The sequence below is a fragment of the Cryobacterium sp. Sr3 genome (assembly GCF_004402835.1).
In the GTDB taxonomy this organism is placed as follows: Bacteria; Actinomycetota; Actinomycetes; order Actinomycetales; family Microbacteriaceae; genus Cryobacterium; species Cryobacterium sandaracinum.
Window position 1 is genome coordinate 131,047 of sequence record NZ_SOFA01000033.1, and the last position, 26,918, is coordinate 157,964.

Annotated in this window: 29 protein-coding genes and 3 pseudogenes; 13 read left to right on the plus strand and 19 right to left on the minus strand. The window is 67.9% G+C overall.

Annotated elements, in window-relative coordinates:
- The 8 genes from E3N94_RS09640 to E3N94_RS09675 all read left to right on the plus strand — a co-directional run bounded on the left by E3N94_RS09640 (position 1) and on the right by E3N94_RS09675 (position 5,849).
- Positions 1 to 945 carry a metal ABC transporter permease gene (locus E3N94_RS09640; protein ID WP_134570133.1) on the plus strand — a complete coding sequence of 315 codons (945 nt, stop codon included), beginning with the start codon at positions 1 to 3 and terminating at the stop codon, positions 943 to 945.
- A complete protein-coding gene (locus E3N94_RS09645; RefSeq protein ID WP_134570150.1) occupies positions 945 to 1,751 on the plus strand; it encodes a metal ABC transporter permease in 807 nt (268 codons plus the stop codon). Before E3N94_RS09640 ends, E3N94_RS09645 begins: the two co-directional genes overlap by 1 nt.
- A complete protein-coding gene (locus tag E3N94_RS09650; protein WP_134375333.1) occupies positions 1,748 to 2,143 on the plus strand; it encodes a transcriptional repressor in 396 nt (131 codons plus the stop codon). The genes E3N94_RS09645 and E3N94_RS09650 overlap by 4 nt, the downstream gene beginning before the upstream one ends.
- A 309-nt stretch (positions 2,144 to 2,452) precedes the next feature.
- Positions 2,453 to 2,689, plus strand: coding sequence for a 50S ribosomal protein L28 (gene rpmB / locus E3N94_RS09655; RefSeq protein ID WP_104099753.1), 237 nt, complete (start codon positions 2,453 to 2,455; stop codon positions 2,687 to 2,689).
- On the plus strand, positions 2,689 to 2,856 hold the full coding sequence (gene rpmG, locus E3N94_RS09660) for a 50S ribosomal protein L33 (RefSeq protein ID WP_104099752.1): 168 nt from the start codon (positions 2,689 to 2,691) through the stop codon (positions 2,854 to 2,856). Before rpmB ends, rpmG begins: the two co-directional genes overlap by 1 nt.
- 2 nt (positions 2,857 to 2,858) lie before the next feature.
- Complete coding sequence (gene rpsN, locus E3N94_RS09665) at positions 2,859 to 3,164, plus strand: 30S ribosomal protein S14 (protein ID WP_104099751.1); 306 nt, start codon at positions 2,859 to 2,861, stop codon at positions 3,162 to 3,164.
- A 272-nt stretch (positions 3,165 to 3,436) separates the two neighbouring features.
- The gene (locus E3N94_RS09670; protein ID WP_104099750.1) at positions 3,437 to 3,724 is read left to right on the plus strand and encodes an HU family DNA-binding protein; all 288 of its coding nucleotides are present in this window, start codon (positions 3,437 to 3,439) and stop codon (positions 3,722 to 3,724) included.
- A gap of 118 nt (positions 3,725 to 3,842) precedes the next feature.
- Complete coding sequence (locus E3N94_RS09675) at positions 3,843 to 5,849, plus strand: cytochrome c oxidase assembly protein (RefSeq protein WP_174721902.1); 2,007 nt, start codon at positions 3,843 to 3,845, stop codon at positions 5,847 to 5,849.
- A gap of 33 nt (positions 5,850 to 5,882) precedes the next feature.
- Here E3N94_RS09675 and E3N94_RS09680 read toward each other — a convergent pair whose 3' ends face one another.
- Positions 5,883 to 6,926 (minus strand): hypothetical protein, encoded by a 1,044-nt coding sequence (locus E3N94_RS09680; RefSeq protein WP_134570134.1) that lies wholly within the window; start codon positions 6,924 to 6,926, stop codon positions 5,883 to 5,885.
- 111 nt (positions 6,927 to 7,037) lie between these two features.
- On the opposite strand from E3N94_RS09680, the gene E3N94_RS09685 reads away from it, so the two are divergent.
- Positions 7,038 to 8,351 carry an AAA family ATPase gene (locus E3N94_RS09685; protein WP_104099748.1) on the plus strand — a complete coding sequence of 438 codons (1,314 nt, stop codon included), beginning with the start codon at positions 7,038 to 7,040 and terminating at the stop codon, positions 8,349 to 8,351.
- A gap of 285 nt (positions 8,352 to 8,636) precedes the next feature.
- Positions 8,637 to 9,986, plus strand: a complete 1,350-nt coding sequence (locus E3N94_RS09695) for a serine hydrolase domain-containing protein (RefSeq protein ID WP_166790087.1) — start codon at positions 8,637 to 8,639, stop codon at positions 9,984 to 9,986.
- Positions 9,987 to 10,038: 52 nt separating this feature from the next.
- Here E3N94_RS09695 and E3N94_RS09700 read toward each other — a convergent pair whose 3' ends face one another.
- The gene (locus tag E3N94_RS09700; RefSeq protein ID WP_134570137.1) at positions 10,039 to 10,620 is read right to left on the minus strand and encodes a hypothetical protein; all 582 of its coding nucleotides are present in this window, start codon (positions 10,618 to 10,620) and stop codon (positions 10,039 to 10,041) included.
- Between the two features lie 36 nt (positions 10,621 to 10,656).
- Positions 10,657 to 11,067: a DUF4383 domain-containing protein gene (locus tag E3N94_RS09705; protein ID WP_104099744.1), complete on the minus strand. Its 411-nt coding sequence runs from the start codon at positions 11,065 to 11,067 to the stop codon at positions 10,657 to 10,659.
- 118 nt (positions 11,068 to 11,185) lie between these two features.
- Here E3N94_RS09705 and E3N94_RS09710 point away from each other — a divergent pair, with 118 nt between their 5' ends.
- A complete protein-coding gene (locus E3N94_RS09710) occupies positions 11,186 to 11,707 on the plus strand; it encodes a DinB family protein (RefSeq protein WP_134570138.1) in 522 nt (173 codons plus the stop codon).
- Between the two features lie 129 nt (positions 11,708 to 11,836).
- Here the strand turns inward: E3N94_RS09710 and E3N94_RS09715 are convergent, their stop codons facing one another.
- From E3N94_RS09715 to E3N94_RS09755, 10 genes and pseudogenes are all read right to left on the minus strand, one after another.
- Positions 11,837 to 12,103, minus strand: a complete 267-nt coding sequence (locus E3N94_RS09715) for a GlsB/YeaQ/YmgE family stress response membrane protein (RefSeq protein ID WP_104099742.1) — start codon at positions 12,101 to 12,103, stop codon at positions 11,837 to 11,839.
- Positions 12,104 to 12,178: 75 nt separating this feature from the next.
- Positions 12,179 to 12,619: an Asp23/Gls24 family envelope stress response protein gene (locus tag E3N94_RS09720; RefSeq protein ID WP_134570139.1), complete on the minus strand. Its 441-nt coding sequence runs from the start codon at positions 12,617 to 12,619 to the stop codon at positions 12,179 to 12,181.
- Between the two features lie 114 nt (positions 12,620 to 12,733).
- A complete protein-coding gene (locus tag E3N94_RS09725; protein ID WP_134570140.1) occupies positions 12,734 to 13,627 on the minus strand; it encodes a D-hexose-6-phosphate mutarotase in 894 nt (297 codons plus the stop codon).
- 196 nt (positions 13,628 to 13,823) lie between these two features.
- Complete coding sequence (locus E3N94_RS16820; RefSeq protein WP_104194766.1) at positions 13,824 to 14,762, minus strand: sigma-70 family RNA polymerase sigma factor; 939 nt, start codon at positions 14,760 to 14,762, stop codon at positions 13,824 to 13,826.
- Between the two features lie 105 nt (positions 14,763 to 14,867).
- Positions 14,868 to 15,119: an acyl carrier protein gene (locus E3N94_RS09735; RefSeq protein ID WP_104099739.1), complete on the minus strand. Its 252-nt coding sequence runs from the start codon at positions 15,117 to 15,119 to the stop codon at positions 14,868 to 14,870.
- Entirely contained in the window at positions 15,116 to 16,282 is a 1,167-nt protein-coding gene (locus E3N94_RS09740) for an E3 binding domain-containing protein (RefSeq protein WP_134570141.1), read from the minus strand. Before E3N94_RS09740 ends, E3N94_RS09735 begins: the two co-directional genes overlap by 4 nt.
- Positions 16,275 to 17,072, minus strand: a complete 798-nt coding sequence (locus E3N94_RS09745; RefSeq protein ID WP_134342704.1) for a transketolase C-terminal domain-containing protein — start codon at positions 17,070 to 17,072, stop codon at positions 16,275 to 16,277. Before E3N94_RS09745 ends, E3N94_RS09740 begins: the two co-directional genes overlap by 8 nt.
- Positions 17,073 to 17,085: 13 nt before the next feature.
- Complete coding sequence (locus E3N94_RS09750) at positions 17,086 to 17,769, minus strand: thiamine pyrophosphate-dependent enzyme (protein ID WP_134570142.1); 684 nt, start codon at positions 17,767 to 17,769, stop codon at positions 17,086 to 17,088.
- 114 nt (positions 17,770 to 17,883) lie between these two features.
- A complete protein-coding gene (locus tag E3N94_RS17595) occupies positions 17,884 to 17,997 on the minus strand; it encodes a hypothetical protein (protein ID WP_347232698.1) in 114 nt (37 codons plus the stop codon).
- A gap of 108 nt (positions 17,998 to 18,105) precedes the next feature.
- Positions 18,106 to 19,620: pseudogene (locus tag E3N94_RS09755) on the minus strand (AMP-binding protein).
- Between E3N94_RS09755 and E3N94_RS09760 the strand changes: the two are divergent.
- Positions 19,538 to 20,086: a hypothetical protein gene (locus E3N94_RS09760; RefSeq protein WP_104099736.1), complete on the plus strand. Its 549-nt coding sequence runs from the start codon at positions 19,538 to 19,540 to the stop codon at positions 20,084 to 20,086. The pseudogene E3N94_RS09755 and the gene E3N94_RS09760 sit on opposite strands and share 83 nt — an antisense overlap.
- 8 nt (positions 20,087 to 20,094) lie before the next feature.
- Here the strand turns inward: E3N94_RS09760 and E3N94_RS09765 are convergent.
- The 3 genes and pseudogenes from E3N94_RS09765 to alsS form a co-directional block, all read right to left on the minus strand.
- A pseudogene (locus E3N94_RS09765) lies at positions 20,095 to 20,256 on the minus strand (PhnA domain-containing protein); the annotation flags it as partial.
- Positions 20,257 to 20,660: 404 nt separating this feature from the next.
- Positions 20,661 to 21,392, minus strand: coding sequence for an acetolactate decarboxylase (budA, locus tag E3N94_RS09770; protein ID WP_104099735.1), 732 nt, complete (start codon positions 21,390 to 21,392; stop codon positions 20,661 to 20,663).
- On the minus strand, positions 21,389 to 23,131 hold the full coding sequence (alsS, locus tag E3N94_RS09775) for an acetolactate synthase AlsS (protein WP_104099778.1): 1,743 nt from the start codon (positions 23,129 to 23,131) through the stop codon (positions 21,389 to 21,391). The genes budA and alsS overlap by 4 nt, the downstream gene beginning before the upstream one ends.
- Before the next feature lie 118 nt (positions 23,132 to 23,249).
- Here alsS and E3N94_RS09780 point away from each other — a divergent pair, with 118 nt between their 5' ends.
- A complete protein-coding gene (locus tag E3N94_RS09780; RefSeq protein WP_104099734.1) occupies positions 23,250 to 24,140 on the plus strand; it encodes a LysR family transcriptional regulator in 891 nt (296 codons plus the stop codon).
- Positions 24,141 to 24,165: 25 nt separating this feature from the next.
- Here the strand turns inward: E3N94_RS09780 and E3N94_RS09785 are convergent, their stop codons facing one another.
- The 3 genes and pseudogenes from E3N94_RS09785 to E3N94_RS09795 all read right to left on the minus strand — a co-directional run bounded on the left by E3N94_RS09785 (position 24,166) and on the right by E3N94_RS09795 (position 26,833).
- Positions 24,166 to 25,476, minus strand: a complete 1,311-nt coding sequence (locus E3N94_RS09785; RefSeq protein ID WP_134420792.1) for an ABC transporter permease — start codon at positions 25,474 to 25,476, stop codon at positions 24,166 to 24,168.
- Positions 25,473 to 26,153 (minus strand): annotated as a pseudogene (locus E3N94_RS09790) (ATP-binding cassette domain-containing protein). Before E3N94_RS09790 ends, E3N94_RS09785 begins: the two are co-directional and overlap by 4 nt.
- Positions 26,150 to 26,833 carry a hypothetical protein gene (locus E3N94_RS09795; RefSeq protein WP_134420790.1) on the minus strand — a complete coding sequence of 228 codons (684 nt, stop codon included), beginning with the start codon at positions 26,831 to 26,833 and terminating at the stop codon, positions 26,150 to 26,152. The pseudogene E3N94_RS09790 and the gene E3N94_RS09795 overlap by 4 nt, the downstream one beginning before the upstream one ends.
- Positions 26,834 to 26,918: the final 85 nt, after the last annotated feature.

The following is a 26,918-nucleotide window of genomic DNA, read 5'->3' on the forward strand; positions in this document are numbered from 1 at the left end:
ATGGACTTCCTCAGCCCGCTGATCGACGCCTTTGCCCTGCCGTTCATGACCCGGGCCCTCTTCGTGCTGGGTGCGCTCAGCCTGGTAGCCGGCGTCGTCGGGGTGCTGGTCAATCTGCGGGGCCTCGAGTTCATCAGCGACGGTCTCACCCACGCGGTCTTCCCCGGCATCGCGATCGGCTTCGTCTGGGGTGGGCGCGAGGGGCTGTTCGCCGGCGCGATGGTCGCCGCCCTGTTCGCGGCGGTCATCCTCACCCTGATCGTGCGCCAGTCCGTGTCCTCGGATGCCGCGGTCGCCATCGTCTTCACCGCCATGTTCAGCGTGGGCATCATCCTGGTCTCCCGCGAGACGAACTACGTCGGCCAGCTGGAGCAGCTTCTCTTCGGCCGCCTCCTCACGGTCAGCCCGAATGAGGTCGTGCAGACCGTCGCCATCTGCCTCGTGGCGCTGGTCCTGATCGGGCTCACGCTCAAGGAGGAGGTGTTCCGCGCCTTCGACCGGGTCGGCTTCGCCGCGGCCGGCTACCGCACGCTCGCGCTCGACCTCGTGCTCAACGTGGCCATCGCCCTCGTGGTCGTCGCGGCCTCCAGCGCCGTCGGCAACCTCCTCGTCCTGGCCGTGTTGATCGTGCCCGGCGCCGTGGCCCGGCTCATCACTGACCGGCTCTGGCTGCTGTTCCCGATCGCGGCCTGTTTCGCGGCCCTCGGTGCCTGGCTTGGGCTCGTGCTCGGTTTCCAGGCATCCGTGCAGGCCGGTCTCGACCTGCCCAGCGGCGCGACCGTGGTGCTGGTGCTGGTCGCCGGCTACGCCGTGGTGCTGCTGTTGCGCCTGTCCATCGACGGTCTTCGGCGGCTGGGTTCGCCCCGTCCGCGGTTGCAGCGCACCCCGCCGCCGCGCACCCCGCAGCCGCACACCCCGCCGCCGCACGAACAGCTGGTGACGTGATGGGCTACTTCGAGAAGGCACTCCTCGCGGCCGCCGTCATCGGCGCCCTCAGCGGGCTGGTCGGATCCCTCGTCATATTGCGCCGCCGCACTTTCTTCGCCCAGGCCCTCACCCACGCCACCTTCCCGGGCGCCGTGACCGCCACGATCGTCGGCGTGAGCATCCCACTCGGGGCGGCCCTGGCGAGCATCCTCATCGTCGGCATCATGACCCTGATCGGCCGGGTGAAGCGGCAGGGCACCCAGGTGGCGTCCGGCATCCTGCTCACCGCGGGCTTCGCGCTCGGCGTGCTTCTGCAGGCCCTCAACCCGTCGCTGCCGGTGCAGGTCGACTCCTATTTGGTCGGGTCAATCCTCACCGTCACGACCGGTGACGTCTGGCTGGCCGTCGGCGTGCTCGGGGTGGCCGTGACCGTGATGGTGCTGCTGGGCAAGGAGATCCTGTTCTCTACCTTCGACCCGAGCGGATTCCGCGCCGCCGGATTCCGGGAATGGCCGATCGAGCTGCTCACCCTCGCACTGACCACCGCCACCGTGGTCACCGCAATGCCGGCCGTCGGGGCGATCCTCGCGATCGCGCTGATCGCGGCCCCGGCCGCCGCCGCGCGCCTGGTCACGCGCACCGCCACCCAGATCCTGGTTCTCGCTCCGGTGCTGGGCGCGGCCGCCGGCCTGGTCGGAGTGCTCCTGTCCCGGGCGATCGACGTGGCCGCCGGGCCGGCGATCGCCCTCACCGCGGCCGTCTTCTTCCTGGTGGCCCTGGGCGGTCGCCGGCTGGTCCGGGCGCGGTTACGGTTGAAAGCATGAAGCGAAACACCTGGCAGCGCGAGGCCGTGCGCACCGCACTCAGCGACGCCGAGGGATTTGTCAGCGCCCAGGGTCTGCACGCCAGCCTGCACGCCACCGGTTCGCCCATCGGCCTGGCCACGGTGTACCGGGCCCTGGCCGACCTGGCCGGCGAGGGCGAGGCCGACTCGCTGCAGTCGCCCGATGGTGAGGCGCTCTACCGCGCCTGCAGCACGACCGACCACCACCACCACCTGATCTGCCGCAACTGCGGACTCACCGTCGAGATCGAAGCGGACGCCGTGGAAAACTGGGCCAAGAACGTGGCCGCCGAGCACGGCTTCAGCCAGGCCGCCCACGTGGTCGACGTGTTCGGTCTCTGCGCGGCCTGCTCCGCCGCATCCGTGGACTAGGCCCACCGCCGCGCGCCCACCGCCGCGCGCCCACCGCCGCCCGCCGGACTCGTCCTCGCCCCGAACGAATTCGACGGAGATTCTGCCCCCACAACCCGGTTTTGCCGGTTTTAGGGCCTGAATCGGCAAAATCTCCGTCGAATTGGTTCAGTTTGCGCTGGGGGAGAGCACCGCGTAATGTGACATGTTGCTGCGCATATCTGTGCGTGCACTGCTGGTTCGCTCGCTTCCGCTTCGCGGAAGTGTAGTCATGCCAGCCGACAAGAGATCTTGGGAAGGGCATTCGCCCTTCGGTATTGGAGGAGAACCATGGCAGCTACTTGCCAGGTGACCGGAGCCGTTCCCGGCTTCGGACACAACATTTCGCACTCGCACCGACGCACTAAGCGTCGCTTCGACCCGAACGTTCAGACCAAGAAGTACTACGTACCGTCGCTTCGCCGCAACGTCACGCTGACCTTGTCCGTCAAGGGCATCAAGGTGATCGACGCTCGTGGCATTGAATCGGTCGTCAAGGACCTTCTCGCTCGTGGGGAGAAAATCTAATGGCCAAGCAGCATGACGTCCGCCCGATCATCAAGCTCCGTTCGACGGCCGGCACCGGTTACACCTACGTGACCAAGAAGAACCGTCGCAACGACCCCGACCGTCTCGTACTCAAGAAGTACGACCCCGTAGTGCGCAAGCACGTTGACTTCCGTGAGGAGCGCTAAAAATGGCGAAGAAGAGCATGATTGCCAAGAACAACCAGCGCAAGGTTATCGTCGAGCGCTACGCCGCGAAGCGCCTTGAGCTCAAGAAGGCCCTCGTCAACCCGGCCGGCACCGATGAGTCCCGTGAAGCTGCTCGCCTCGGCCTGCAGAAGCTTCCCCGCAACGCGTCGCCGGTTCGCCTGCGCAACCGCGACGCGGTCGACGGTCGTCCCCGTGGACACCTCAGCAAGTTCGGAATCTCGCGCGTGCGTTTCCGCGACATGGCTCACCGCGGCGAACTGCCCGGCATCACCAAGTCCAGCTGGTAACAACGCACCAAGCCGCTTAGCCGGTCATTCGGAACCTCGGTTCTGAAGCGAGAGGATGTCGACTCCGGTCGGCATCCTCTTTTTTCGCCCACAGCGAAAATGAAGCCGTTACGGCAGCCAAACCGGCTGGAAACGCCGCAAATCCGCGGAATTCCGCGGATGTCTGCTAGATTCAACCCGGTCCAACCGGCCAAACGGAGTCGCTCCTCGGAGCGTCGCCCGCAATACGTGAATCCCTGTTTTTACAGACAAAGGTCCGAGGAGGACACTCAATGGCTGACAAGTCGCTGAACAAGACCGAGCTCGTTGCCAAGGTTGCCGCAGACTCTGGCCAGAGCCAGGCTGCAGTTGACAGCGTTCTGAACGCTTTCTTTGCAACTCTCGCCGACACCGTCGCGAACGACGGCAAGGTCACGATCCCGGGCTGGCTCGGAGTCGAGCGCACCGCTACCGCAGCGCGCACCGGCCGCAACCCGCAGACCGGCGAAGAGATCGCCATCGCCGCGGGCCACCGCGTCAAGCTGACCGCTGGTAGCAAGCTCAAGGCTGCCGCCAAGTAGGTCGCGAACCAAGAAAGCAGGGCGTCGCCTTCGGTCGGCGCCCTGCTTTCGTCTGTGACGTCACACGTCAGCGTGCCTCGTGGAGCGTGCGTCCACCGGGCACGGTTAGGCTGAGTCAGTGCCTCGTCTCGTGCGTATCTCCGGTCCGGCAGTGCTTCTGCTGGTCGCGACGCTGGCGACGCTCGTCGCGCTAGCCTACGGTGGCGGCGCTTCGGCGCAACTGCTGGCCGATCCGGGACCAGTCGTGCGGTGGGGTCTCCCGCTGGCCAAGCTCCTCGTCAACCTCAGCGCCGCCGGCACCATCGGCGCCCTCGTGCTCACCCTTTTCGCCCTGAGCCCTCGGGAACCCGAATACAACGCGGCCCTCGATTTCGCCGCCGGGTCCGCCGCCGTCTTCACCGTGGCATCCGCCCTCACCGGTTTCTTCACCTTCCTGCAGGTGACGACCATTCCGCTCAGCTTCGATGACCGGTTCAGCGCCACCGCCGGGCAGTTCTTCAGCGACATCGAGATCGGCCAGGCCTGGCTGATCACCACCCTGATCGCGGCCTTCGTCACCGTCTTGTGTTTCGCGGTGCGTTCACTGACCGGGCTCGTCTTCGTCACGGTCCTCGCCGTGGGTGCCCTGGTGCCGATTGCACTACAGGGGCACGCGGCCGGCGCCGAGGGGCACGACGTGGCCATCACCGCCCTGGGTCTGCACCTGGTCTTCGCCGCGGTCTGGCTGGGCGGGCTGCTGACCATCATCGTGCTGCGCAAGCAGTTGGCCGGCGGCCGCCTCGATCCGGTCATCGCGCGCTACTCCTCGCTCGCCCTCGTTTCCTTCATCGTCGTCGCTGCGTCCGGCTACGTCGGCGCCGAACTGCGGTTGGGTGCCTGGGACCGGCTGCTCTCGCCCTATGGCATCCTCGTTCTGGTCAAGGTCTTCGCCCTCACCGTGCTCGGCGTGTTCGGCGTGCTGCAACGCCGGTACGTGATCGGGCGGATGTTGCGGAGCACCCCCGCAGACGCCCAGACCCCCGCACCCCGCCGGAACGTCTGGTTTTGGTGGCTCATCGTCACGGAACTGGCGTTCATGGGGCTCGCCTCCGGGGCTGCCGCCGCCCTCGCCAAGACCGCGACGCCGGTCGAGCAGATCACGGCGACCGAGATTCCCACCTCGACGCCCGCCCAGATCCTGACCGGCGAGCTCCTGCCACCGCCGCTCACTTTCAGCCGCTACTTCACCGAGTGGAACTTCGACCTGGCCTGGGTGCTGTTCTGCGCGTTCGGCATCTTCTTCTACGTGGCCGGGGTGCGCCGCCTGGCCCGCCGCGGCGATAAGTGGCCCGTCTTCCGCACCGTGCTCTGGGTGACCGGCATGCTGATCCTGTTCTACATCACCAACGGCGGCGCGAACCTCTACGCGAAGTACCTCTTCTCCTCCCACATGCTCATGCACATGGCCCTGACCATGCTCGTGCCCGTCTTTCTGGTGCCCGGGGCGCCGGTCACTCTCGCCGCCCGGGCCATCCGCAAGCGGCAGGATGGCAGCCGCGGCGCCCGCGAGTGGATCCTGTTGGCCGTGCACTCGGCGTACGCGGGGTTCCTGGCCAATCCGCTGGTCGCAGCCGTGCTCTTCGCCGGTTCACTCTGGGTGTTCTATTACTCCTCGCTATTCAGCTGGGCGACGACCGACCACATCGGCCACGAGTGGATGATCGTGCACTTCCTGATCACCGGCTACCTGTTCGTGCAGTCGCTGATCGGCATCGACCCGGTGCCCTACCGCCTGCCCTACGCCGGCCGCCTGCTGCTTCTTCTGGGCACGATGGCCTTCCACGCCTTCTTCGGTGTCACCATGATGACGGGCACCGGGCTGCTCCTCGCCGACTGGTACGGGGCCATGGGGCGCGATTGGGGGCTCAGCGGCATCGAGGACCAGCAGATGGGCGGTGGCATCGCTTGGAGCGTCGGCGAGATCCCAACGATCGCCCTGGCCATTGCGGTGGCCATCCAATGGAGCCGCAGCGACGAGAAGGAAACCCGCCGCAAGGACCGAAACGCCGCCCGCACGGGCGACGCCGAACTGCTCCAGTACAACGCAGGCCTGGCCCGCCTCGCCGCGCACGACCGCTCGGAGTAGCAAGAAAGCGTTCAGCAGGGCAGCCGCCGCCGGTCAGCGCAGCTGAAGAGCGAGCGACCCGTCCGGGTTCACGGTCACGCTGATCGCGACCGCAAAGGCCACGTCCTCATCCCGCACCTCGACATCGCCGTCGAAAAGCGACTGCACCTCCACCACAATGTGCGCCTGCCCCTCGGTGTCGGGCATCTCGAAGGTGGAGTCGCCGGCCACGAGGGTGACTGGGGGATACTGGGCGATCGACCAGATCGGGTCGTCTCGCACCCGGTCGTTGATCTCGATGCCGAATGGGCAGTTCGTGGGCTGCAACACCTGTTGCGTGGTGCAATCGTCGAGGAAACGGTCCAGCTCGGCCTGGACCTGACCGATGAATTGGGCGTTGGGCTGGGCGTCGACCGTGACATCCGTCACCCCGGACTCGACGACCGGCACCGTCTGCGAGGCCGCGTCGAGCAGGGTGGAGGTGTGCTCGAACGAGTAGAGGGCTGGTGCGAAGGCCAGGTAGGCCGCCTGGTTCGAGAACATTTCCGGCGCGCCATCGGCGGCGTGCGCACGCGTGTCGAGGGTCAGCCTGTTCACCGAGAACGTGGCCTGCTGCAGCACGTTCACTCGCAGCACGGCCAGCGGGCTGGTGGTGAAGCGCCAGCTGTCGAAAACGCCGAAGAACGTGCCGGCGCTCTCCACCTGGAAGGTCATCGCCGCGGGTGTGCCGTTCAGCCGGAACTCGTAGTCGACCGTGTGCCGTCCGTCGGCCGACTCGTCGTCAGCGGTCAGACGGATGTCGGTGAGCTCCCCCAGCACGGAGTTCCGCAGCAGGGTGTCCGGCAGGTCCTTCGGCAGCGCGGCCGCTTCGAGCTCCGCAGCCGCGGGTTTGACCCCGGGAAGCAGCAGCGCACTGGCGGTGTCTTTGCGGGCCAGGGCGTCGAGATACTGCCCCACGAAGCTGCCGGCGCTGTAGAGGTCGCGGTTGAGCGACCCGATCGTCGCGACCAGGCCTGCGCCAAGGAGGGCGGCAACGATGACCACGGCCACGATGGCGCGCCGCTCGTTACGCCGGCGCCTGCCGTCCCGGTTGCTCACCCCCACATCCTACGGGGCCGGTTCTCCGCCAACCCGTAGACCGGGGCCGACTCGTGCAGCCGGGCCGGATACAGTGGTGTGTCCCGTCCGCACCCCATCGAAAGCGCCCCCGTGTCTGAGATTCCGCTGTCGCGCGAGCAGGCCGAAGTGTTCGAGGCCATCGAGGGAACCCGGCAGAACGTGTTCGTGACCGGGCGCGCCGGCACCGGCAAGTCGACGCTACTCAATCACCTCGCCTGGAACACGAGCAAGCAGATCGTGATTGCCGCTCCCACCGGGGTGGCGGCCTTGAACGTGGGCGGCCAGACCATCCACTCCCTGTTCCGCCTGCCGATCGGCGTGATCGCCGACAACGCGATCGACCAGTCCGACCAGGTACGCAAACTGCTCAACACGATCGACACGGTCGTCATCGACGAGGTGTCGATGGTCAACGCCGACCTGATGGATGCGATCGACCGCAGCCTGCGTCAGGCGCGGCAACGGCCGAACGACACGTTCGGCGGCGCGCAGATCGTGCTCTTCGGCGACCCGTACCAGCTGGCCCCGGTGCCGGGGGATTCCGACGAGCGTGCCTACTTCGCGGACACCTACCGGTCGATGTGGTTCTTCGACGCGAAGGTCTGGCAGGTCGCCGACCTGCGCATCTTCGAGCTCACCGAGGTGCACCGGCAGCGCGACGCCGACTTCAAACACATGCTCAACGCGGTGCGGCACGGGCAGGTCACGGCCGAGATCGGCGGCGCGCTCAACGCCGCGGGCGCCCGCACCCCGCCGAGGGAGGGCGTGATCACGCTGGCCACCCGCAACGATTCCGTGAACCGGATCAACGCATCCGCTCTCAAACGCCTCCCCGGCAAGGCGCTGACCGCCAAGGCCGACGTCACCGGCGACTTCGGCGGGCGCACATTCCCCGCCGATGAGGTGCTCGAGCTGAAGGTCGGGGCGCAGGTCATGTTTCTGCGCAACGACTCCAACCAGGACGGCGGCCCGCGCTGGGTGAACGGCAGCATCGGCACCGTCACTCGGGTCGATTCGACGGTGTACGTGGACATCGACGGCGAAACGCACGAGGTCGAACCGGCGGTGTGGGAGAAGTTCAAGTACACCTACAACCCGACCACGAAGAAGCTGCGCAAAGACGTCGTCGCCGAGTTCACGCAGTTCCCGTTGCGGCTGGCGTGGGCGGTCACCATCCACAAATCGCAGGGCGCCACCTATGAACGCGCGGTCGTCGACCTCGGCGCGCGCGTGTTCAGCCCCGGCCAGACCTATGTGGCCCTCAGTCGGCTGACCAGCCTGGACGGCCTTTATCTGACCCGTCCGCTGCGCCCGAGCGACATGATCGTGGACGAGAACGTGCAGCGGTTCATGCGCGGCCCGCACCCTACCGAGACCCCCTGCCCGGTCACCCCCGCCGACTAGCCCCGTGTTTACCGCCGCGGCTGCCCTTCTCGCGGCTGCCTCTCCCGCCGCTGCCCACGAACCAATTCGACGGAGATTTTGCCGAAAACGGTGCAGAACAGCGCAAAACTGAGTCTCTAGCCCAAAATCTCCGTCGAATTCGTTAGGGACGAGGGCGGCAGTAGGGGTAAGAGCGAGAGCCGGGGGGCCGCCGGCAGCAATACGGTGCGGCCGGACGGCGGCGTGGGTACACTCCGTCGTGCAGGGGCGCTCCTGTGTGGGCCGCGACGCGACGGGGGTCAGGCGATGAAGCTCGGACAGGCACCGATCAGCCAGGCCGCAGCCGGCCTTGTACCAGTCGGCTCCGCACCTCGTCACGCGAGCCCCCACACACGCCACCACCGCGTGCCGGCTCTCGTCGTGAGTGCCGCCCTCGTGCTGACGGCGTGCACCGCGGCGACGGATGCGTCCCCGGGGGCTCGCGCGCAGGCGGCGGCCCCGTTCTCGTCCGAGGTCACGTCCCGGCTGGATGACGTGCTCGCCGAAGCGAAGACCCTGTCCGGTTCCTCGGGGGCCATTGCCGGTGTTTGGGCGCCGTGGGCCGGCACCTGGGTCGCGTCGCCCGGGTCCGTCTCGAGGACGACACCCGGTGCCCTCACCCCGGAGATGCGATTCCGGATCGGCACCAACACGACGGCGCTGACCTGCACGGTGCTGCTCCGGCTCGTCGAGGAGGGGCAGGTGCGCTTGGAGGATCCGGTGTCCGACTACGTGCCCCGGGTGGTGGGGCTGGACAAAATCACCCTCGGGCAGCTTTGCCGCAACACGTCCGGCCTGGCCGATCACGCCTCCCTGATGGCTCCGCAGATTATGGCCAACCCCAGTCGCAAATGGTCGACGCGCGAAGTCATCGCGAGCGGCACGGGCGCACCTCGGGTGGCGCTGCCGGGCGGAACCTGGTCCGCGTCGGATACCGGGGTCGTGCTGCTCGGTCTCGCCCTGCAGCAGGCAACCCGACGCGACTGGCCGTGGCTCTACCGGCACTACGTGTTCGAACCGCTGGGCATGACGAACACCAGCCTGCCATCGCCGGGCGAGCTTGCGATCCCGGGGCCGAGTCCCCGCGGCTATGCCGCGGCCCTTGATCCGGTCGGCAGGGCCCGCTGTGGGAGCGTGCTCGATGTAACGCAGCTGTCGCCCTCGGTGGGCGGACTGGCGGCGGGGGCGGTCTCGAACCTCGACGACCTGAAGATCTGGGCGCAGGCGCTGGCCGCGGGGACCCTCCTGTCGAAAACATCGACGGATGCGCAGTGGGCGCCGGTTCTGCCGGGTGCCGGAGCCCTCTCCTGGCATCAACACGGCCTCGGGGTCGAGCGGTTCGGCCCGCTGCTCGGTCAGTCCGGGGAGATCCCCGGTTTCATTTCGGCGGCGATGGCCGACCCGGTCAGCGGACTCACGGTAGTGGTCTCCTTCAATAATTCGACCTCCGGCCGCGGGTTCGCCGAGGCGGTCGCCCGCCGACTTGCCGCGGTCGCCGGCGCTGCGCCCGCGTCCGGAGAGGTGCCGGCACCCCAGCTGAACCTGCCCTGGACCGAAAACCAAGTCGCCGGCGAAATCCGGGCTGTCGCCGTCTGCGGATCGCAGCAGCCGGACTAGAAGGGCTGCCGGGTCCAGCGAGACCCGGGAATTATCTTTGGCCCGCAGCCGGTCAGTGGTGGGAGTGCGGTGCGCCGGGCAGAGCGGCGGGGCCCGAGTGACCGTGGGACCCGTGCGGGACCGCCTGAGTGCCGGCATCCGTCGCGGCCAGGGCCGGAGTGGTCAGGCCGGAAACCAGCAGGCCGCCGAGCGTCAGCGCGGCCAGGAAACGCCAGCCCTGCGGTGCGGGTCCGGTCGTTCCGGTCACCCCGGCAGGAGTGTCGGATACCGCCGTCCGGCATCTGGCACGCCGCCGGGTGAGGGCAAGGGAGACGGCCACGAACACGCCGAACGAGGTGGCGATGGTCATCGGGAAGACCGGCAGCACTGTGGCGTCGGCCGGCACCGCCGAGGTGCTGCGGAGCGCCACCATTGCAGCCCAAACGACGCCCGGGAGAAGGGCGGCGACGAGGGCCTGGTTCGGCCAAAGATGCCTTCCTCGCACGAGCGTCGCCACACCCCAGCAGAGCTCGGCGACGCCGAGCCCGACGAAGGTGACGGCGAGCAGGGCTGGAGCGCCGGCGCCCACGGCCAGGTGAATAATCCCTGCCCCGAGGGCGGCGAAAGCGATCCAGAGGCGCGTGATCTGCGTCATGGGATTCCTGTCCGCGGTGTGGGTGGCGCGCGTGGGCTAGACGGTGACCGTGCGCGGTACCGTCTTGTCGGCTGCGAGACCGGCTCCAAGCAGCACGATGGCGCTGGTCAGATGCAGGAAGTGGTCGGCCGTGTTGAGGGCGAGGATGTTGAGCGCGGTGTCGGCGATGAAGAAACCGACAATTCCGAGGAGCAGGTACACCGCACCGACCGTGGTGTTGACGGCCTTTGCGGCGGGGGCCGTGGCCAGGCCGGCGATCAACAGTGCTGCGCCGATCAGGAGGTGGGCCGTGTTGTGGAGAGGGTTGACCGCGAAGATGCCGAGAAGCAGGCCGCCATCGGTGGCGAAGAAGTCGACGCCGCCGGTCACGAAGAAACCGAGCACGCCGACCAGAACGTAGACGGCACCGAAAACAGTGGCAATGATGCGGTTGGGGGATGTACGCATGAGAAGACCTCCAGTAGATGTCACGGTGCATCCGTGCTCGACCATTGTTCGGAATCAACGACGGTTCGGTTTGGCCGGACACCGGTGCGTAGCCGTGACCACCGGATAGGATCACCGGATGGGAATCAGCGCGGATACAAAAGATTGGACCTGGGTGCTGGAGCGCCCCTGCACGGAGTGCGGTTTCTCCGCCGCCGACGTCGATTTCGCGCACATTCCGCGGCTGGTGCGCGAGAACGCGGCCCGCTGGCAGCCGGTGCTGCAGCGAACGGATGTCGCGTCGCGCCCCGACGAGCAGACCTGGTCTGCCCTGGAATACGCGGCCCATGTTCGCGACGTGTTCCGCATCTTCGACGAGCGTCTCACCCTCATGCTCGCCGAGGACGACCCGGCTTTCCCGAACTGGGACCAGGACGCCACCGCGGTGATGGAGCGCTATAACGAGCAGGAGCCGGCGGTCGTGGCCCGCGAACTCGCCGAAGCCGCGGCATCCGTCGCCGGCTCTTTCGCCGCCGTTTCGCCCGCAGACCACGGCCGAACCGGTCGCCGCAGCGACGGTGCCCGGTTCACCGTCACCACGATGGGGCAATATTTTGTGCACGATCCGGTGCACCACCTGCACGACGTCGCCGGCGGCTGACGCCACCGGCACGCAGAATGCCGGCAATCGGACGCCAGCAGGCACGAATCAACAAAAAATAAGCGCGAACGAACCGGAGCACCCCCTAATAGTGCGCCCGTTCGTTCGCGCTTGTCGCGCTGCCGTGACTTAGGCCCGGCGGCGACGCCCCGTGAGTGCGCCGTAGATCACGAGAACGATGACGGAGCCGGCGATGGCGAGAAGCCAGGTCGAGATGTCGAAGAAGTTCTCCAGACCCGTGCCGAAGATGACCGAGCCGAGGAAACCACCGAGGAACGCGCCGAGCACGCCGAGGATGAGGGTGATGACCCAGCCGCCGCCCTGGTTGCCCGGCAGGATTGCCTTGGCGATTGCGCCGGCGATGAGTCCGAGAATAAGGAATCCGATGAAGCCCATAATTTGTCCTTGCGTCTCTCTGTTGTTTGCGAACTGATGAAGGTCAGTTCTGGTGAAGTGGGGAAAAGAGCCGGACTAGTCCGGGGTGTCTGTCTCGTCGACGTCCGCGACCGTGTCATCTGACGCCTGGTGCACGTCCTTGACGGTCACATCGACCGAGGTGACCTGCATGCCGACGATTGTCTCGATCGCCGTCTCGACCGCGTTGCGCACTGCGCCCGCGACCTTCTGCAGTTCGTGCGGGTACTCGACGACGATGGAGATCGCGATGGATGCCGCGGCGCCCTCGGTGGTGACGCTCACCCCGGGGGAGAGGTCGGCGACGCTGAGGGCTTCCCGGATGGCGCCGAGAGCCCGGGCCGCGCTTCCGCCGAGCGCGTGAACGCCCGGCACCTCGCGTGCGGCGATGCCGGCTACCTTCGCGACGACGCCATCGGCGATGACAGTCGTCCCTGGTCCGGTTGGGGGAACGGCTGGTCGTGCGGAGGTCGTCTGTTCAACGATGGCAAGCTCCAATCTGTCGCGGCGCGTGGCACGAGCCGGGCGACACTAGTATGACGTGGGTCGACGGGAATTCGTCACGCTAGCGCCGAAAGAAAGTTTTTGCGGGGCAGTCCCGAAGGTCGGTTCTCAGGCCGAAACCGCGAACTCGACCGTCGTCGTGTGGCTCTGGCCGGCGTCCAGACGTACCTGGTCCCGGCGTACGTTCGCGGTTTCCACGCAGACCATGCCGGGCCACTCGTCGTCGCCGAAGTCGCTCATTTGGGCGGCCTTGTCGGCCCAGGGGTTCCAGACCACGGTGCTGTCGGATCCGTCGGATTCGATCGTGACGGTGCGGCCGTCCGGGTCGGCGACGGTGGCGCTGCCGCGGCTGCCCAGATAGAGGCGGTCCGTCTCGGTGCCGAAGCCCAGGGGGTTGTTCTCCGCGGGCTCGGTCAGAGCGGTCAGCTGGTTCAGGAACGCGGTGCCCTGCAGCCCCGAGACCGTCGTGCCGCGCACATTGCTCACTCGCAGATAGGTGTGCAGCGCTTCTTCGTAGCTGAGCGCATCCGTCTCCCGGTTGGTCACCCGGAGGGCGAGGGTCAGGCGGGCGCCGACGGTGACCGTGTAGCGGGCCTCGAAACGGTGGGGCCAAGCCGAGGTGCGTGTGGCGGGAGTGTCGGTGAGGCTGAAGGTGAGCACGACGTCGTCGTCGGATTCGTGGGCGTCCACGAGCTCCCACTCGATCAGGCGGGCGAAACCGTGCGACGGCGCGGCCGGATCGAGCGCGTTCGCACCGAACCAAGGGAAGCAGATCGGCACGCCGCCGCGGATCGCGGCGGTGGCCTCGAACCGGCTCAGGTCGCTCAGGAAAAGCACCGGCCGGCCGCCGGCCGGGGTGAAGTCGGTGACGTGCGCGCCGTGCAGGTAGATCTCGGCGGAGCCGGCGCGACCGACCACTCTCACCACGGTGAGGCCACCGCGGCCCTCTCCGATTCGAACGGATGCGGGCAGAGACCTGGGTGCAGCGCTTACGGAGGACATGAGCCCATTTTCGCGCTTCCCGCGACCGAGCGCCTAATGCCGATCGACGCCTCGCTGTGCAGCGTCAGTGACATCGCCTTCGACCGGAACCACTGGGCGCCATGGATGAGCAGGGGGAGTGACCACAGCGGCTGACGTGACTTCTCGAGTCGCGTCGGCCGCTGCGTCAGCCGGTCAGGTCCCCGCCCAGAGGCGGTCAATCGCGCAGGTACTGTTCCAGGCACGGCACCTTCAGCAGGGCCAGTGCGCGCTTCTCGATCTGGCGCACCCGTTCCCGGGTCACGCCCTGAACGACGGCGATCTGGTCCAGCGTCTGGGGCGCGCCCCCGTCGAGACCGAACCGGGACATCAGGATCGACCGCTCCCGCGGCGGCAGGGCACTCATGTAGAAAACGATGTCCGAAGCCCGCATGGTGAGCACGGCATGCTCCTCGGGCTGGGGGAGGTCGTCGTCGATGATCAGCTCGGAGATGTCGCCGAGACCATCGCCCACCGGCGACTGCAGGGACATCGGCTCGTTGTCATAGCGCAGCAGGCGCATCACATCGGCCGGCAGGATCTGCGAGGCCTCGGAGAGCTCCGCCACGGTGGGTTCGCGGTCGAGGGTGCTGGTGAGGTCTCGGCGGATGCGCTTGATCTTGTTGAGCTTCTCCGCGGTGTGCACGGGGATGCGGATCATGCGGGATTTGTCGGCCATGCCGCGGTGGATGGCTTGGCGGATCCACCAGGTGGCGTAGGTGGAGAATTTGTAGCCGGTCATGAAGTCGTATTTTTCGACGGCGCGGACGAGGCCGATGTTGCCGTCCTGCACGAGGTCCATGATGGGCATTCCGCGTCCGGAGTAGTGCTTGGCGATGCTGACCACCAGGCGCAGATTCGCTTCGATGAAGTGGTTCTTCGCGCGGCGGCCGTCATGGGCAAGCCAGGCCAGCTCGCGGAGGAGAGAGGGTTCAATTTCGCCCTGCTCGCTGCGTTGCTCGGCGAACAGGCCGACTTCGATGCGTCTGGCCAGGTCGACCTCGTCCTCGGCGGTGAGGAGCGAAACGCTGCCAATTTTTCTCAGGTAGTCGCCGAACGCGTCCGTCGCTGCACGGTTATACGTGGCAACGGATGATGCATGTGCGGTAATGGTCATGGGTTCCTCCAGTTCGGGCTGGAACATCAGTACATATCCTGGGCGGGACTGCGTCGAGGGCCTTGACTCGGCCGGGAAGAAACCGAATAATGCTCGAGAACTGAATCAACCGTGCAGGGCGACATAGGTGATCAGGACTCGCACCGTTGTGACAACCGCGTAGTCGCGCTCGGGGATGTCAACGCCTGTCGCCTCGTGGATCGTCTTTATCAGCCGCAAGAAGTCCAGCGAGTCGAGTTCCAGATCCTGGCGCAATCGCGCGCCCTCGTCGAGATCGTCGGTGTCGACATCCGGCGCCACCTGGCGGATGGCCGCATACACTGCCGCTCGGGCCTCCTGTTCGGTCTGTTCGGTCATAGCTCCTCCGGGTTCTGCAACAGTTCGTCGATCCGGGCGAGGAATCGCCCGCCGCGCGCCCGGCTCACCAGGTCCCGCAGCTGTTTCATCAGCACCTCCAGCGGCAGGGTGTCCGCGTCGTGCGGCGCGGGGGCAACCAGGCCACCCCGGCGCACTGCCACGGCTACGCTCAGGTGCACTGCGGCGCTCGGTTGGAAGGAACCCTCGGTGAAGAAGCCGTTGACCTCGGGGACGTCCCTGGCGGCCAGCGCGGAGGCCTTCGGGAGCAGGGCGGCCGGCACGAGCCACTCAGCGATCGGGCGGGCGGAGTTGTACTGCTCCATCCAGGCCAGTGCCGCCCGCAAATCCCGGGTGGTGCTCAGGTAGTAGTGCGGGATGGTCTTCCTCGAGCGCGCCATCAGCGACCCGATGGCGCGGAGCAGGCCCGCGGCCCGCTCGGCGGCATCCGTTGGAGCGGCGGTTGGCCCGGCGGTTGGTGCGATCACTGGTGCGGCGGCCGGTTCTGCGACGGGTGGCGCGGTGGTGACGTTGCGCACGTCGGCCTCGGTGACGGCGCCCCCGGCGCCGGTGCCCGGCACGACTGCCAGGTCCACGCCGAGACTCTTGGCGACGCGCCGCACGAGCGGGGAGGACCGCACCCGGCGGACCGTCAGCGGGGTTACTGCCGGGGCAGACGGTTGTTCGGCAGGCGGCCGGTGCCGGGCAGGCGGTTGTTCGGCGGTCGACAGCGCGGCTGCGGCGTGCTCCACGTCGGCCCGGGTGAGGGCGCCGTGCTTCCCGGTTCCGTGCAACGCGTCGGTGTCGATGCCGAGCCGGTGTGCAAGCTGGCGCATAGGGGGAGACACGAAGCCCGGCACCGGGACCGCCCGGGCGAGCGCCGGGGCCGGCGCGGACGTGGTCGGCACCGTGGGCTCGACCTCGGCCGCCGGGGTCTGGGTGATCCGGGCGAGTGGTGCGCCGACCAGAACGGTCGTGCCGACCTCGACGAGCAGCTCGGCGACCACGCCCTCCTCGAACGACTCCACGTCGATGTCCGCCTTCTCGGTGTCGACGACGGCGACCATGTCGCCGCGATGCACGCAGTCGCCCGGCTTGACCAGCCACTCCACCACCCTGCCCTGCTCCGTGTCCGCGCCGAGCGCCGGCATCCGGAACTCACCCACGGGTGCCCACCGCCTCCCGGGCGGCGGCGATGACGCGTGCGGCCGACGGCGGGGCGGCCTGCTCCAGGTGCCGGGCGTAGGGCAGCGGCACCTCGGCGCTGCAGACCCGGCCGACCGGAGAATCCAGGTCGAAGAAGGCTGTTTCGGTGATGCGGGCGCTGATCTCGGCCGAGATGCTGCCGCTGCGCCAACCTTCGTCGATCACGACTGCGGTGTCGATGTCGACCGCGCCGGCGTCATCGTCGAGCTCGCCGGCAGTGTTGTAGAGCGAACCAGGCTCGAAGATCAGCACCGGGTCAGGGTCTTGCAGGGCGCTCCACAGCATCCCGCGGGCGTCGGCCAGGGACGACGGGGTGAGGATACGCAGGCCCGGGATGTGTGCGTACCAGCTCTCGAGGCCGTGCGAGTGTTGGGCGGCCAGCTGGCGCCCGGCGCCGGTGGTCATGCGGATCACCACGGGCACACTGAACTGCCCGCCCGACATGTAGGACAGGGTCGCCGCGTTGTTCATGATCTGGCCGAGGGCGAGCAGACTGGGGTTGACGGTCATGATCTCGACGATCGGGCGCATCCCGCCCAGGGCCGCGCCGATCCCGGCCGCCTCGAACCCGGTTTCCGAAAGCGGGGTGTCCCGGATGCGTTCGGGCCTGAATTCCTCTAGCAGACCCAGGCTCACCGCGAAGCAGCCGCCGTAGGCCCCGACGTCTTCTCCCATCATGAACACCCGGTCATCGCGCGCCATCGCCTCCCGGATGGCCGCCCGCATGGCCTCGCGATAGGTGGTTTTCATCTCGGCATCCGTTTCATGATCGTTCCTGCTCGGTGACGTCTCTCTCGGTATACACGTGGCGGGTGAGGTTTTCGACCGGTTCCGCGGTGCCTGCCTCGGCGAAGTCGACGGCGGCCTGCACCTCGGTGTCCACGGATGCCTGCAGGTCGGCCCACATGCGCTCGGGGAGCTCGCCGGCGGCCTCCAGCGCGGCGCGCAGCAGGTCGATCGGGTCGCGCTCCAGCCCCTGGGCCACCTCGGCCTTCTCGCGGTAGCGCTCGGGGTCGATCATCGAGTGTGCCCGGAAGCGGTACGTGCGGAGCTCGAGGAAGTGCGGTCCGGCGCCGGCTCTCACGGCGGCGACGGCGCGCCGAGTGGCTTCCTCGACGGCGCCCTCGCCGAAGAAGCAGGCGGTGACGCGGGAACGGCCCGCCATCTTGTCGGCCAGAGCCAGACCGATGGCGAGAGGAAGACCGCCGGCGACGATGGCGTTGCCCCCGAAGAACCGGGTGGCCGCGTCGAAAAGGTGCATGGACCCGCTGCGGCCCCGGCAGCATCCCTGTTCGAATCCGTACATCTCGGCCAGGATTGCGCCGGCGGCGACCCCTCGCAGCAGCGCGTGGCCGTGTTCGCGGTTGGTCGCCACGACGGCGTCCTCCGGTTCGAGCGTCACCAGAACGCCGGCTGCCACCGCCTGATCGCCGATGCAGACGTGCATGAACCCGCGGATCTTGGGAAGTGAGGTTGAAGTCCAGTTCCCGCGGCGCCACGGCCGGGCCGAGGCGCCGCGGGCGAAGCCGATGATGTCCAGGCGCAGAACCTCGCTGGGCTCTCACCCTGTCTTTAGTGCCACGAAGGCCTTGACCACCTCGCCGTCAACCGGATCCGGGATGCCGATCACGCCGGCCTCCGCCACCGCCTCGTGCTCCATCAGCGAGCTCTCCATCTCGAAGGGCCCGATCAGGTGCCCGGACGACTTGATGAGGTCGTCTCCGCGGCCGACAAACCAAAAGTACTCGTCGGAATCTTGTCGGGCGAGGTCGCCGGTGAGGTACTAGCCGCCGGCGAAAGTTCGTCGGTAACGTTCCTCCTCGCCCAGATACCCGCGGAACATCGACGGCCAGCCGGGCCGCAGTGCCAGCTCGCTCAGGGCATCCATTTCGGTCACCAGCACGACCTCGCCGCCCCGCATCAGCGGCGCACCCTGCTGGTCGCGGGCGCCCAGCGCTGCCTCGACGCCGGGCAAAGGCCGCCCCATCGAGCCGGGGCGGATGGGCGTGGCCGCGTAGTTCGCGATCATGATCCCGCCGGTCTCGGTCTGCCACCAGTTGTTGTGCACAAGTTGCCCGAACGTCTCCTGGCCCCACACCACGACCTCCGGGTTGAGCGGCTCACCCACGCTGGCCACGAACCTCAGCGCGGACAGGTCGTGGCCGGCGGCCCGGTCTGAGCCGGCTTTCATAAGCATTCGCAGGGCGGTCGGCGCCGTGTACCAGACGGTCACGCGCTGCTCGGCGAGCACCCGGTACCACCGGTCCGCGTCCAGCTCCTCCTCGTCGACGATGGCGGTCACGCCGTGCACCAGAGGAGCGATGATGCCGTGGGAGGTGCCCGTGACCCAGTCGGGGTCGGCGGTACACCAGTAGACATCACCGGGGTGCAGGTCGAGGGCGAACCGGCCGGTCGCGTAGTGCGCGGTCACGGCGTCGTGCACGTGGATGGCACCCTTCGGGGTGCCGGTGGTGCCGCTCGTGAAGCGCAGCAGAGCCATGTCCTAGCTCTGGGTGGCGGCGATCTCGATGTAGGGCGGGGTCTCCCGCAGCTGGGCCGCCAGATCGAGCGTGCCCGGGTCCGGATGGCCGTCGGCGTCGACCAGCAACACGTGCCGCGGGTCCGGCAGCTGGACCCGGATCGGCGCCACCTTCTTGCGGTACAGCGCCCGCGTTGTGACCAGGGCCCGGCCGCCGCCGAGCTGGAGCCGTCGGCGTACCGGCTCCGGCCCGAAGGCGGAGAACAGCGGGCAGAAGACGCTGGCATTCTTGAACGTGCCGAGCACCGCGACGTAGAGCGCGGGAACGCGGCCGAGGAGGGAGAAGACCCGGTCGCCCCGCCCGATGCCTAGGCCCCGCAGCACGCTGGCGAAGCGGCCGGTCTGCTCGGCGAGCTCTGCATAGCTCAGGGAGTGGGTCTTGCCGTCGCCGCGCACGAAGCACAGGGCCTCGTGAGCGGCCCTGGCACCGGCGGCATGCCGGTCAACCGCCTCGTAGGCGATGTTGAGCCCCCGATCGCCGGGCAGCCCCGAAAGAGCGTGGCGGGCCTCGTCCCAGGTGAAGGCGGCGCAGGTCTCGTCATAGTTGACGAGGTTGGGCGGCACCGTGAGGGCGCGAACATTCTTGGGGATGGTGGGCCAGCGTGTCGAGGCTTCGGTTCCTGCCGTCATGCAGCCCATGAGACCCCCGTGGGCACGTGGGGCGTAGGGTATCGCCATGGCCTCCTTTGAGCGGATTGTCGACGAGGGCGTTCTCATCGGGCTCTCCGCGGCGCGCATGGCCGTGAAGAACCACATCATCGTGGGGGCGCTGCGTGAGCACCGCGACTTCGCCGATGCCGATTACACCGCGGCCGTCCGCTCCGAATTGGTCCGGCTGGCGACGCAGAACGAGGAAGATGCCGAGCGTGTCGGCCGGCAGCGGAAAGTCCTGGGCCGGCAGCGGAGCGCATTCGAGATCACCGACGATGACAGGCTCCACGTGCGCCAGCTGGCCTTGCGACGGAGTGTGCACCTGAAGCTCGCCGGTGCCCTACGGGCCGTGGCCGCCGACGACGAGCAGGTCGCCGACCTGCTTAAGCGGGCCCGCACGGACGCCAGCGAGGAAATCGGCGCCGCGCTCGCCGCCCGGCTGGTCGAACAGGTTGTCGACCGCCGGGAGCCCGACTACGCGCAGCGGCGGGCGGAACGGGTGCGGGTTCTGGTGAACACCGATCTGGCGGCGCTGATGTCGAACCGTCGGGCAGGGCTGGATTCCGGACGCTGACGGTCCCCTTAGCGGGCGGTTCGGGGCTGGACCTTCTTCACCACGCTGGACTTCAGCCGCATTGAGCCGAATCCGTCCACCTTGCAGTCGATGTCGTGGTCGCCCACACCATCCAGCAGACGGATACCCCGCACCTTCGCGCTCACCGTGATGGCGGTCGCGCTGCCCTCATGCGTGGGTTAGGCCCGGCCGAGCCGACACATGTGGCCAACTCAGGACATCCGCCAGCCAAGTCCATCGGCCGCCACGGACCAGTGCGGAACCGGGGCGGATGTTCGGCCCGGCCGGACGGATCTCCTGAATTGGCCACAACGCGCGCCGGATGAGCGGCAGCGCGTGCGCGCTTCGCACCTCCATCAGCCGCTCCACCCCGTACCCCGGACGAATTCGACGGAGAGCCGAGATTTTGCCCAAAAATGGCCGTAAATCCTGAGAAGAAGCCGATTCGCACCAGAATCTCCGTCGAATTGGCTGGACGCCGGGCAGGGAGTCACCTGTGATGAGCAGCATTCACTCGGTGCGCTGAGCTGTGATCTTTCGAGAGCGACACAACCAACCGATTCGGATCGCTCGGCTACCGGTGCATTTCGGTCTTCTGGATCTGCCACTCGAGGTCGTCGGGGGACAGGTTGGCGTTCTTGAAGGCATCCGTCAGCGGCAGCTGCAAGCGCAGGTCGGTGCCGAGGCACAGGGCAGCGGTGCCGGAGCGCAGCTTGAAGTCGAGCACGTGGCCGCCGGCCGTGCGGTCGTCGGTCAGGAAATGCGTGTGGCAGCCGGGCACGCCGATCCCCTGCTCGTAGAGCGGGGTGCGGAAGCCAGCCACGACGCCCGAGACGTCGTGCAACTCAATGATCGCGTCCTCGTCGGTTGCCTCCACCATGGGGCGGTAGGGCTTCTCCTGCTTGACGACCGTGCGCATCCGGATCCACTCGAAGTCGCCGTCGATGCGCAGGGCGTACATGTAGTTCTGCGACGCCGTCAGCTTGTCGATGAACGTCGACGCCTCCGCGCGCACGATGTTCTTCGGCAATTGGCTCTCGATATGAGGCACGAAATTCGTGACGACGGCGTAGGGCGTGTGCGCGCCCAGGTCGGCCTTCGACACCCCGCCGTCGGCCCGCAGCTGGTAGCAGATGCCGTCGATGATCAGCATTTCACCGTCCAGTCCGTTGAACGTGCCGAGTCCGAAACTGCCGCGGCCGAGCAGGTCGCGCACGGTCATCTCGTCTTCGTAGACGCCGTCGAGTAGCGCGCTCATCAGGCTCGTCTGGAAAATTTCGTGTCGGGTGACAGTGAATTTGCTCATTGCAGCACATCGCTTTCCAGATCGGCCATCAGGTCATCTCTATTGTTGCGGTAGTCGACGTGCACGTCGATGATGCTCGGGCCGGGTTCGGCAAGGGCCTGCGCCAGGATGCCGGCGAAGTCGTCGAGGTGCGTTACCCGGTGGCCGTGGGCGCCGAATGATTCGGCATAGGCGACGGCGTCGTAATCGCCCAGCTGCACGCCGGAGGTGCGCCCGTATTTGCCCATCTGCTGGAACGCCACCATGTCGTAGGTGCCGTCGTTGAAAATGATGTGGGTGAACGTCGAGCCGAGCCGCACGGCCGTCTCCAGCTCCATGGCGGAGTAGAGAAAACCGCCGTCGCCCGACACGGACACGACTGGTGTGCCCGGGCGCACCAGGGTCGCGGCGATCGCCCAGGGCAGGGCCACGCCCAGGGTCTGCTGGCCGTTCGAGAACAGCAGGGTGCGCGGGTGGTAGGTGCGGAAGTGCCGGGCCATGTAGATGTAGTGGGAGCCCACGTCGCAGAGCACCGTCGTGTCATCCGGGAGCAGTTCGCGCATCATCAGGGTGAGGTCGGCCGGGTGCACGCCCTCGGACTCGTCCCGGCGACCGGTGGGCTGGTCGGCGTGCGCGAGGCGGGCGCGCTGCTCGGCTACCTCGGCCGCGGCGGCGACCGGCATCGACAGCCCGTTGATCTGGCGGGCGAGGGCGTCGAGGGTCTCGGCGACGTCGCCGCGCAGTTCGAGCGTGGGGCGGTAGTAGTCGTCGAGGTCGGCGGAGAGTTCGTCCAGGTGGATGATCACGCGCAGGTGGTCTTTGTTCCACTTCGACGGTTCGTACTCGACGAAGTCGTAGCCGACGGTCAGGATCACGTCGGCCTTGTGCAGAAGGATGTCCCCGGGCTGGTTGCGGAACAGGCCCACGCGTCCGAGGTAATGCTCTTCGAGCTCGTGCGAGATGACTCCCGCGGCCTGGAACGTCTCAACGACGGGCAGTCCGGCGACGCCCAGCAGGCGGTGCAGCGCCGCGACGGCCTGGTCCGAGCCGGACCGCGCGCCGGCAAGGATGACCGGGAACTGCGCATCCTTCAGCAGGGCGGCAGCGCGCTGCACGCTCTTGGAGGGTGCGGCGCCCAGCTGCGGCACCCAGTGCGGATGCGTCATCGACACGGTCGTCGAGTCCGTGAGCACGTCGTAGGGGAGAACAACCGCTGCGGCGCCCTTGGGCTCCTGGGTTGCCTCGCGGAACGCGTTCGCGATTGCTTCCGGCACGTTGTCGGCGACACTCACCTCGCCGGCGGACTTGGTCACGGCGGACAGCATGCCCACGGCATCCATTGTCTGGTGGGTACGCTTCAACCGGTCTGCGCGCGGAACCGCGCCGCAGAGGGCGACCACCGGGTCGCCTTCGGTCGTCGCCGTCAGCAGGCCCGTCGCGAGGTTGGAGGTGCCTGGGCCGCTCGTCACCAGGACGACGCCCGGCTGGCCGCTCAGACGCCCGACGGCCGCGGCCATGAAGGCCGCATTCTGCTCGTGACGCACCACGATCACCTCGGGTCCGTCGTCGATGAGAGCGTCATAGACCGGGTCGATCTTGGCGCCGGGAACGCCGAAGACCCACTGCACGCCGTATGCCTTCAGGCATTCCACCACGCGTTCGGCGGAGCGGGTGGACGGAGCGGGGGTGCCGGCGTCAGAGCGCACGAGCGTGGTCTCGGTTGTGTCGTCGTCGCTCTGGAGCGGTGAAGTAGTGGTCATTGTGATGCCTCCCGGATCGCCGTTCTGAATCGGCCTCCCCTCCATCGTCGCTGCACATTCAATAACAAGCAACGCCGAGTAGCGATGCAAACGATCTGAAAATGAGATGCTTAGGCCCATGGAATTGAGACAGCTCGAATTCTTCAGCGCCGTCGCCGGTGAGTTGAGCTTCACGCGCGCCGGGGACCGGCTCACCATCGCCCAGTCAGCCGTCTCGGCCGGCATTCGATCGCTCGAAAGCGAATTGGGCGTCGAACTGTTCGATCGCAGCCGCCGCCAGATCAGGCTCACTACGACTGGCGAACTGCTGCTTCCGAAGGTGCGCGACGCCCTCGACGCCGTGAACGAGGTGCGCGACGCCGCCCAGGACACCACCCGCGCCATCACCGGGTCCATCGTGATCGGGCTGATGACCTCGGTCACGCTCGTCAATGTGCCTCGGCTGCTCGGTCTCTTCCGCGCCGGCCATCCGGGCGTCGGCGTGCGGCTGCGCGCGGCCCGGCGGGGGTCGGCCGGGCTGGTCGACGAGCTCGTCTCGGGCGAACTCGACCTGGCCTTCCTCGCCCTCAGCGGCCCGGCGCCGACGGCGCTCTCAGCCGTGCCGATCGCTTCGTCGCCGATGGTGCTGGTGGTGCCGAAAGGCCACCGGCTCGCCTCCGCGTCGGCCGTGGGCCTGGGCGACCTCGTGCCGGAGGAGTTCATCGATCTGCCGCCCGGCTACGCCAGCCGTCAGATCGTGGACGATGCCTTCACCGCTGCCGGCCTCGAGCGGCGGGTGATGATCGAGGTCTCCGATATCGGAACGGCCGCCGAATACGTGACCAACGGCCTCGGAGTGGCCCTGTTGCCCGAATTCACCGCCCACGACGCGCTCGACGTGCACCGGCTTCCCGTGGCGAATCTGCCCGATTTCACGGTGTACCTGGCGGCCTCGCGCAAGCGGCGCGCGTCGGCTGCCGTGCGCGCGTTCGTGGAGCTCGCGCTCGTCGCCGACGAGGCGCGCGGCTGATGCGAGGCGGGGCCGACAGGGTGCGTCAGTTGCCCCCGCGCAGGGCGACGATCGGCTCGATATTCGACGCCTTCAGGGCGGGGTAGACCCCGGTGGCAAGGCCGACGACGGCCCCGAGCAGCGCCGACCCGGCTGCGAGCCAGGGGTCGACGACCGGCGCCCACTGCTGAATAGGCGACATGATCACCACCGCGAAGACCCCGAGTGCGGCTCCGATCAGGCCGCCGAGTAGGCCGATGACCACGGATTCGACCATGAACTGGCTCGAGATGTTGCGCTTGGTGGCGCCCAAGGCCCGGCGCAGCCCGATCTCGCCCACCCTTTCCATCACCGACAGCAGAGTGACGTTCGCGATCCCCAGTCCGCCCGCGACGAGTGCGAGCACGCCGAGAATCAGGGAGATGACGTTCACGTCGGCCTGCACGTTCTCGCGCAGGGCGGACCTAGCCGACGGGGCCTGTACCTCGAAGTTCTGCGCAGCGTTGGGGTCCAGGGCGAGCGGAGCCTGTTCCGCGACCACTTTGCCGGCGCCGAGAGCGATCCGGATCTGCAGTTCATCCGGGCCGGTCAGGCCGAAGTCGGCGCGCGCGGTGCCCATCGGCACGACCACCGCGTCGAGCAGGTCGGAGCGTCGCTCCATCCCATCGATGATGCCGATCACGGTATATGAGGAGTCGCCGATGAAGATGGAGGGCTGGCTGTCGACGCGGTTGATGCCCAGGCGATCAGCCGCGCGCGAACCGAGCACCGCCACCCGATCGGCCCTGGCATCGTGGCCGGTGTCGAAGTACCGGCCGGTCACGATGTTGCCGCGAACCGCGTCGAGCAGTCCGGGGAAGGTGGCCATCAGCGATGGGCCCAGGGTTGCCGGTTCCGACGGGTCGTTTACCGGCACCGCGGTAATGGTCACGGCATCGAGGGGCACCTCGCTGACGAGGCCGGCCAGCTCCACCCCGGCCAGGCGGCTGACCCGGTCCGGGGCATCCCAAGGCAGTCGCCCGGTCGCGCGCTCCGAGCCGTTCATCCCGTCGGTGCTCCCCGGCTCGATCACGACCTGGGTGGCCGCGACCGCGTCGAATTGGCGGGCGATCTGGCCGGCTGCCGTCTGGGCGAATCCGATTGTCACCACCAGGGAGGCGATTCTGATCGTGGTCCCGAGCGTGGTCATGATCAGGCGGGTGGGGCGCGCCCCGATGCCATAGCCCGCCTCGACGATGAGGTCCTGCACCGAGAACCGGTCGGCGCGGGTGATGGCCGGCGCGGCCCCGCGGTCACCGTCGCTTACCGGGGCCGGAGCGCTGGTCGCTCGACGGCGGTTCGGCATCCGCAATTTCATGTTGTTTCGCTCACGCGGCCGTCGGTGATGCTGATGGTGCGCCCGGCGCGATCCGCCACGGCCCGGTCGTGGGTGATGACGATGAGCGTGAGGCCGCCGGCGTTCAGCTCCTCTAACAGGTCCATGACCTCCCTGGAGGTGGAGGCGTCGAGGTTGCCGGTCGGCTCGTCGGCCAACGGCAGCTGGGGCGAGGCCACCACGGCCCGCGCGACCGCGACCCGCTGGCGCTCGCCGCCGAAGAGAGTGCCGGGCAGGAAGTCGATCCGGTGGTCCAGGTGCACCCGGTGCAGGGCGGCGCGGGCCCGTCATTCGCGGTCGGCGCGCGGAACTTTGCTGTAGATCGTGGCCAGCAGCACATTGTCGCACACCGAGCGGTGCGGCATGAGGTGGAAGGCCTGGAACACGAAGCCGATCTTGCCGCCCCGCAGCGCCGCGCGTTCCGCCTCGTCGGCCAGACCCGTGAGCGCTCCGTCGAGGTAGTACTCGCCGACGCTCGGTCGGTCGAGCAGGCCGAGGATGTTGAGCATGGTCGACTTGCCCGACCCGCTCGGCCCGACGATCGAGAGGTAGTCCTGCTTCTCTACCCGCAGGTTGATTGATGTGAGCGCCTGGACCTCGGGCGGGCCGGGGAAGGAGCGGGTGACGTCGATGAGCTCCACGACGGCCGGTCGGCTCATCGCCCGGCCACGACGAGGTCCCCTTCCTCGAGGGAACCGTCGACCGCCTGCACCTCGACGTAACCGTCAGCCGCGAGCCCGGCGCTCACCTCGACCAGCACGGTCTTTTTTCCGTATCCGGTCGACACCTCGACCCGGGATTCCCCGCCCGGGCCGGCGGTAAGCGCGGCCAACGGCACAGCGAGCACCTCCCCGTCGGTGGAGCTGACCGGGATGGTGACCCGCAGGTTGCTGCCCTGGATGCTCTGGAGCTGCCCGGGTGTGAGGTCGTCGAGCGTGAGCAGGATGGTGAAGCGTCCGCTCGCCGCATCCGTTCCCTCTTTAGCCTCGGCCACGGCGACGGATGTCACGGTGGCGCCGTGCTCGGAATCGTCCTGCATCGAGAGCACGGCGGCGTTGCCGACCTTCATGAGTTTGGCATCGCTCGCCGAGGCGGAGGCGTTGATCTGGATCGTGGCACCGGAGACGCGCATCACGGAGCCCGTGATCGAGGTGCCGCGGGATACGGTGACCTCGTCGACCCGGCGGGGGAGACCCGGCAGGTACAGGATTTCGCATGCCGGCAGATAGGTCATGGTGGCCTCGTTCGCCGTGGCGAGCGCGTCACGCGCGCTCGTCGCCTGCTGTTCGGCGGACCGCAGGGCGGATGTCTCGGCCGTGGTGTCGCGAGCCGCGAGCACCGAATCGAGCCGGGTTTTTGCGAGGGTGAGGGCGTCCGTGGCATCCGCGATCGCAGCGGGTTCGTCGCGCGTTTTCGCCGCGGCG

Coding starts and splice junctions, on each gene's coding strand:
- E3N94_RS09750 (WP_134570142.1), bottom strand. CDS start 17,769: ATGCACGTCTGCATCGGCGATCAGGCGGTGGCAGCCGGCGTTCTGGTG.
- E3N94_RS09780 (WP_104099734.1), top strand. CDS start 23,250: ATGGAATTGAGACAGCTCGAATTCTTCAGCGCCGTCGCCGGTGAGTTG.
- rpmB (WP_104099753.1), top strand. CDS start 2,453: ATGGCAGCTACTTGCCAGGTGACCGGAGCCGTTCCCGGCTTCGGACAC.
- E3N94_RS09705 (WP_104099744.1), bottom strand. CDS start 11,067: ATGCGTACATCCCCCAACCGCATCATTGCCACTGTTTTCGGTGCCGTC.
- rpmG (WP_104099752.1), top strand. CDS start 2,689: ATGGCCAAGCAGCATGACGTCCGCCCGATCATCAAGCTCCGTTCGACG.
- rpsN (WP_104099751.1), top strand. CDS start 2,859: ATGGCGAAGAAGAGCATGATTGCCAAGAACAACCAGCGCAAGGTTATC.
- E3N94_RS09710 (WP_134570138.1), top strand. CDS start 11,186: ATGGGAATCAGCGCGGATACAAAAGATTGGACCTGGGTGCTGGAGCGC.
- E3N94_RS09640 (WP_134570133.1), top strand. CDS start 1: ATGGACTTCCTCAGCCCGCTGATCGACGCCTTTGCCCTGCCGTTCATG.
- E3N94_RS09785 (WP_134420792.1), bottom strand. CDS start 25,476: ATGAAATTGCGGATGCCGAACCGCCGTCGAGCGACCAGCGCTCCGGCC.
- alsS (WP_104099778.1), bottom strand. CDS start 23,131: ATGACCACTACTTCACCGCTCCAGAGCGACGACGACACAACCGAGACC.
- budA (WP_104099735.1), bottom strand. CDS start 21,392: ATGAGCAAATTCACTGTCACCCGACACGAAATTTTCCAGACGAGCCTG.
- E3N94_RS09715 (WP_104099742.1), bottom strand. CDS start 12,103: ATGGGCTTCATCGGATTCCTTATTCTCGGACTCATCGCCGGCGCAATC.
- E3N94_RS09760 (WP_104099736.1), top strand. CDS start 19,538: ATGGCCTCCTTTGAGCGGATTGTCGACGAGGGCGTTCTCATCGGGCTC.
- E3N94_RS09650 (WP_134375333.1), top strand. CDS start 1,748: ATGAAGCGAAACACCTGGCAGCGCGAGGCCGTGCGCACCGCACTCAGC.
- E3N94_RS16820 (WP_104194766.1), bottom strand. CDS start 14,762: ATGACCATTACCGCACATGCATCATCCGTTGCCACGTATAACCGTGCA.
- E3N94_RS09645 (WP_134570150.1), top strand. CDS start 945: ATGGGCTACTTCGAGAAGGCACTCCTCGCGGCCGCCGTCATCGGCGCC.
- E3N94_RS09725 (WP_134570140.1), bottom strand. CDS start 13,627: ATGTCCTCCGTAAGCGCTGCACCCAGGTCTCTGCCCGCATCCGTTCGA.
- E3N94_RS09745 (WP_134342704.1), bottom strand. CDS start 17,072: ATGAAAACCACCTATCGCGAGGCCATGCGGGCGGCCATCCGGGAGGCG.
- E3N94_RS09695 (WP_166790087.1), top strand. CDS start 8,637: ATGAAGCTCGGACAGGCACCGATCAGCCAGGCCGCAGCCGGCCTTGTA.
- E3N94_RS09700 (WP_134570137.1), bottom strand. CDS start 10,620: ATGACGCAGATCACGCGCCTCTGGATCGCTTTCGCCGCCCTCGGGGCA.
- E3N94_RS17595 (WP_347232698.1), bottom strand. CDS start 17,997: ATGGAGAGCTCGCTGATGGAGCACGAGGCGGTGGCGGAGGCCGGCGTG.
- E3N94_RS09735 (WP_104099739.1), bottom strand. CDS start 15,119: ATGACCGAACAGACCGAACAGGAGGCCCGAGCGGCAGTGTATGCGGCC.
- E3N94_RS09670 (WP_104099750.1), top strand. CDS start 3,437: ATGGCTGACAAGTCGCTGAACAAGACCGAGCTCGTTGCCAAGGTTGCC.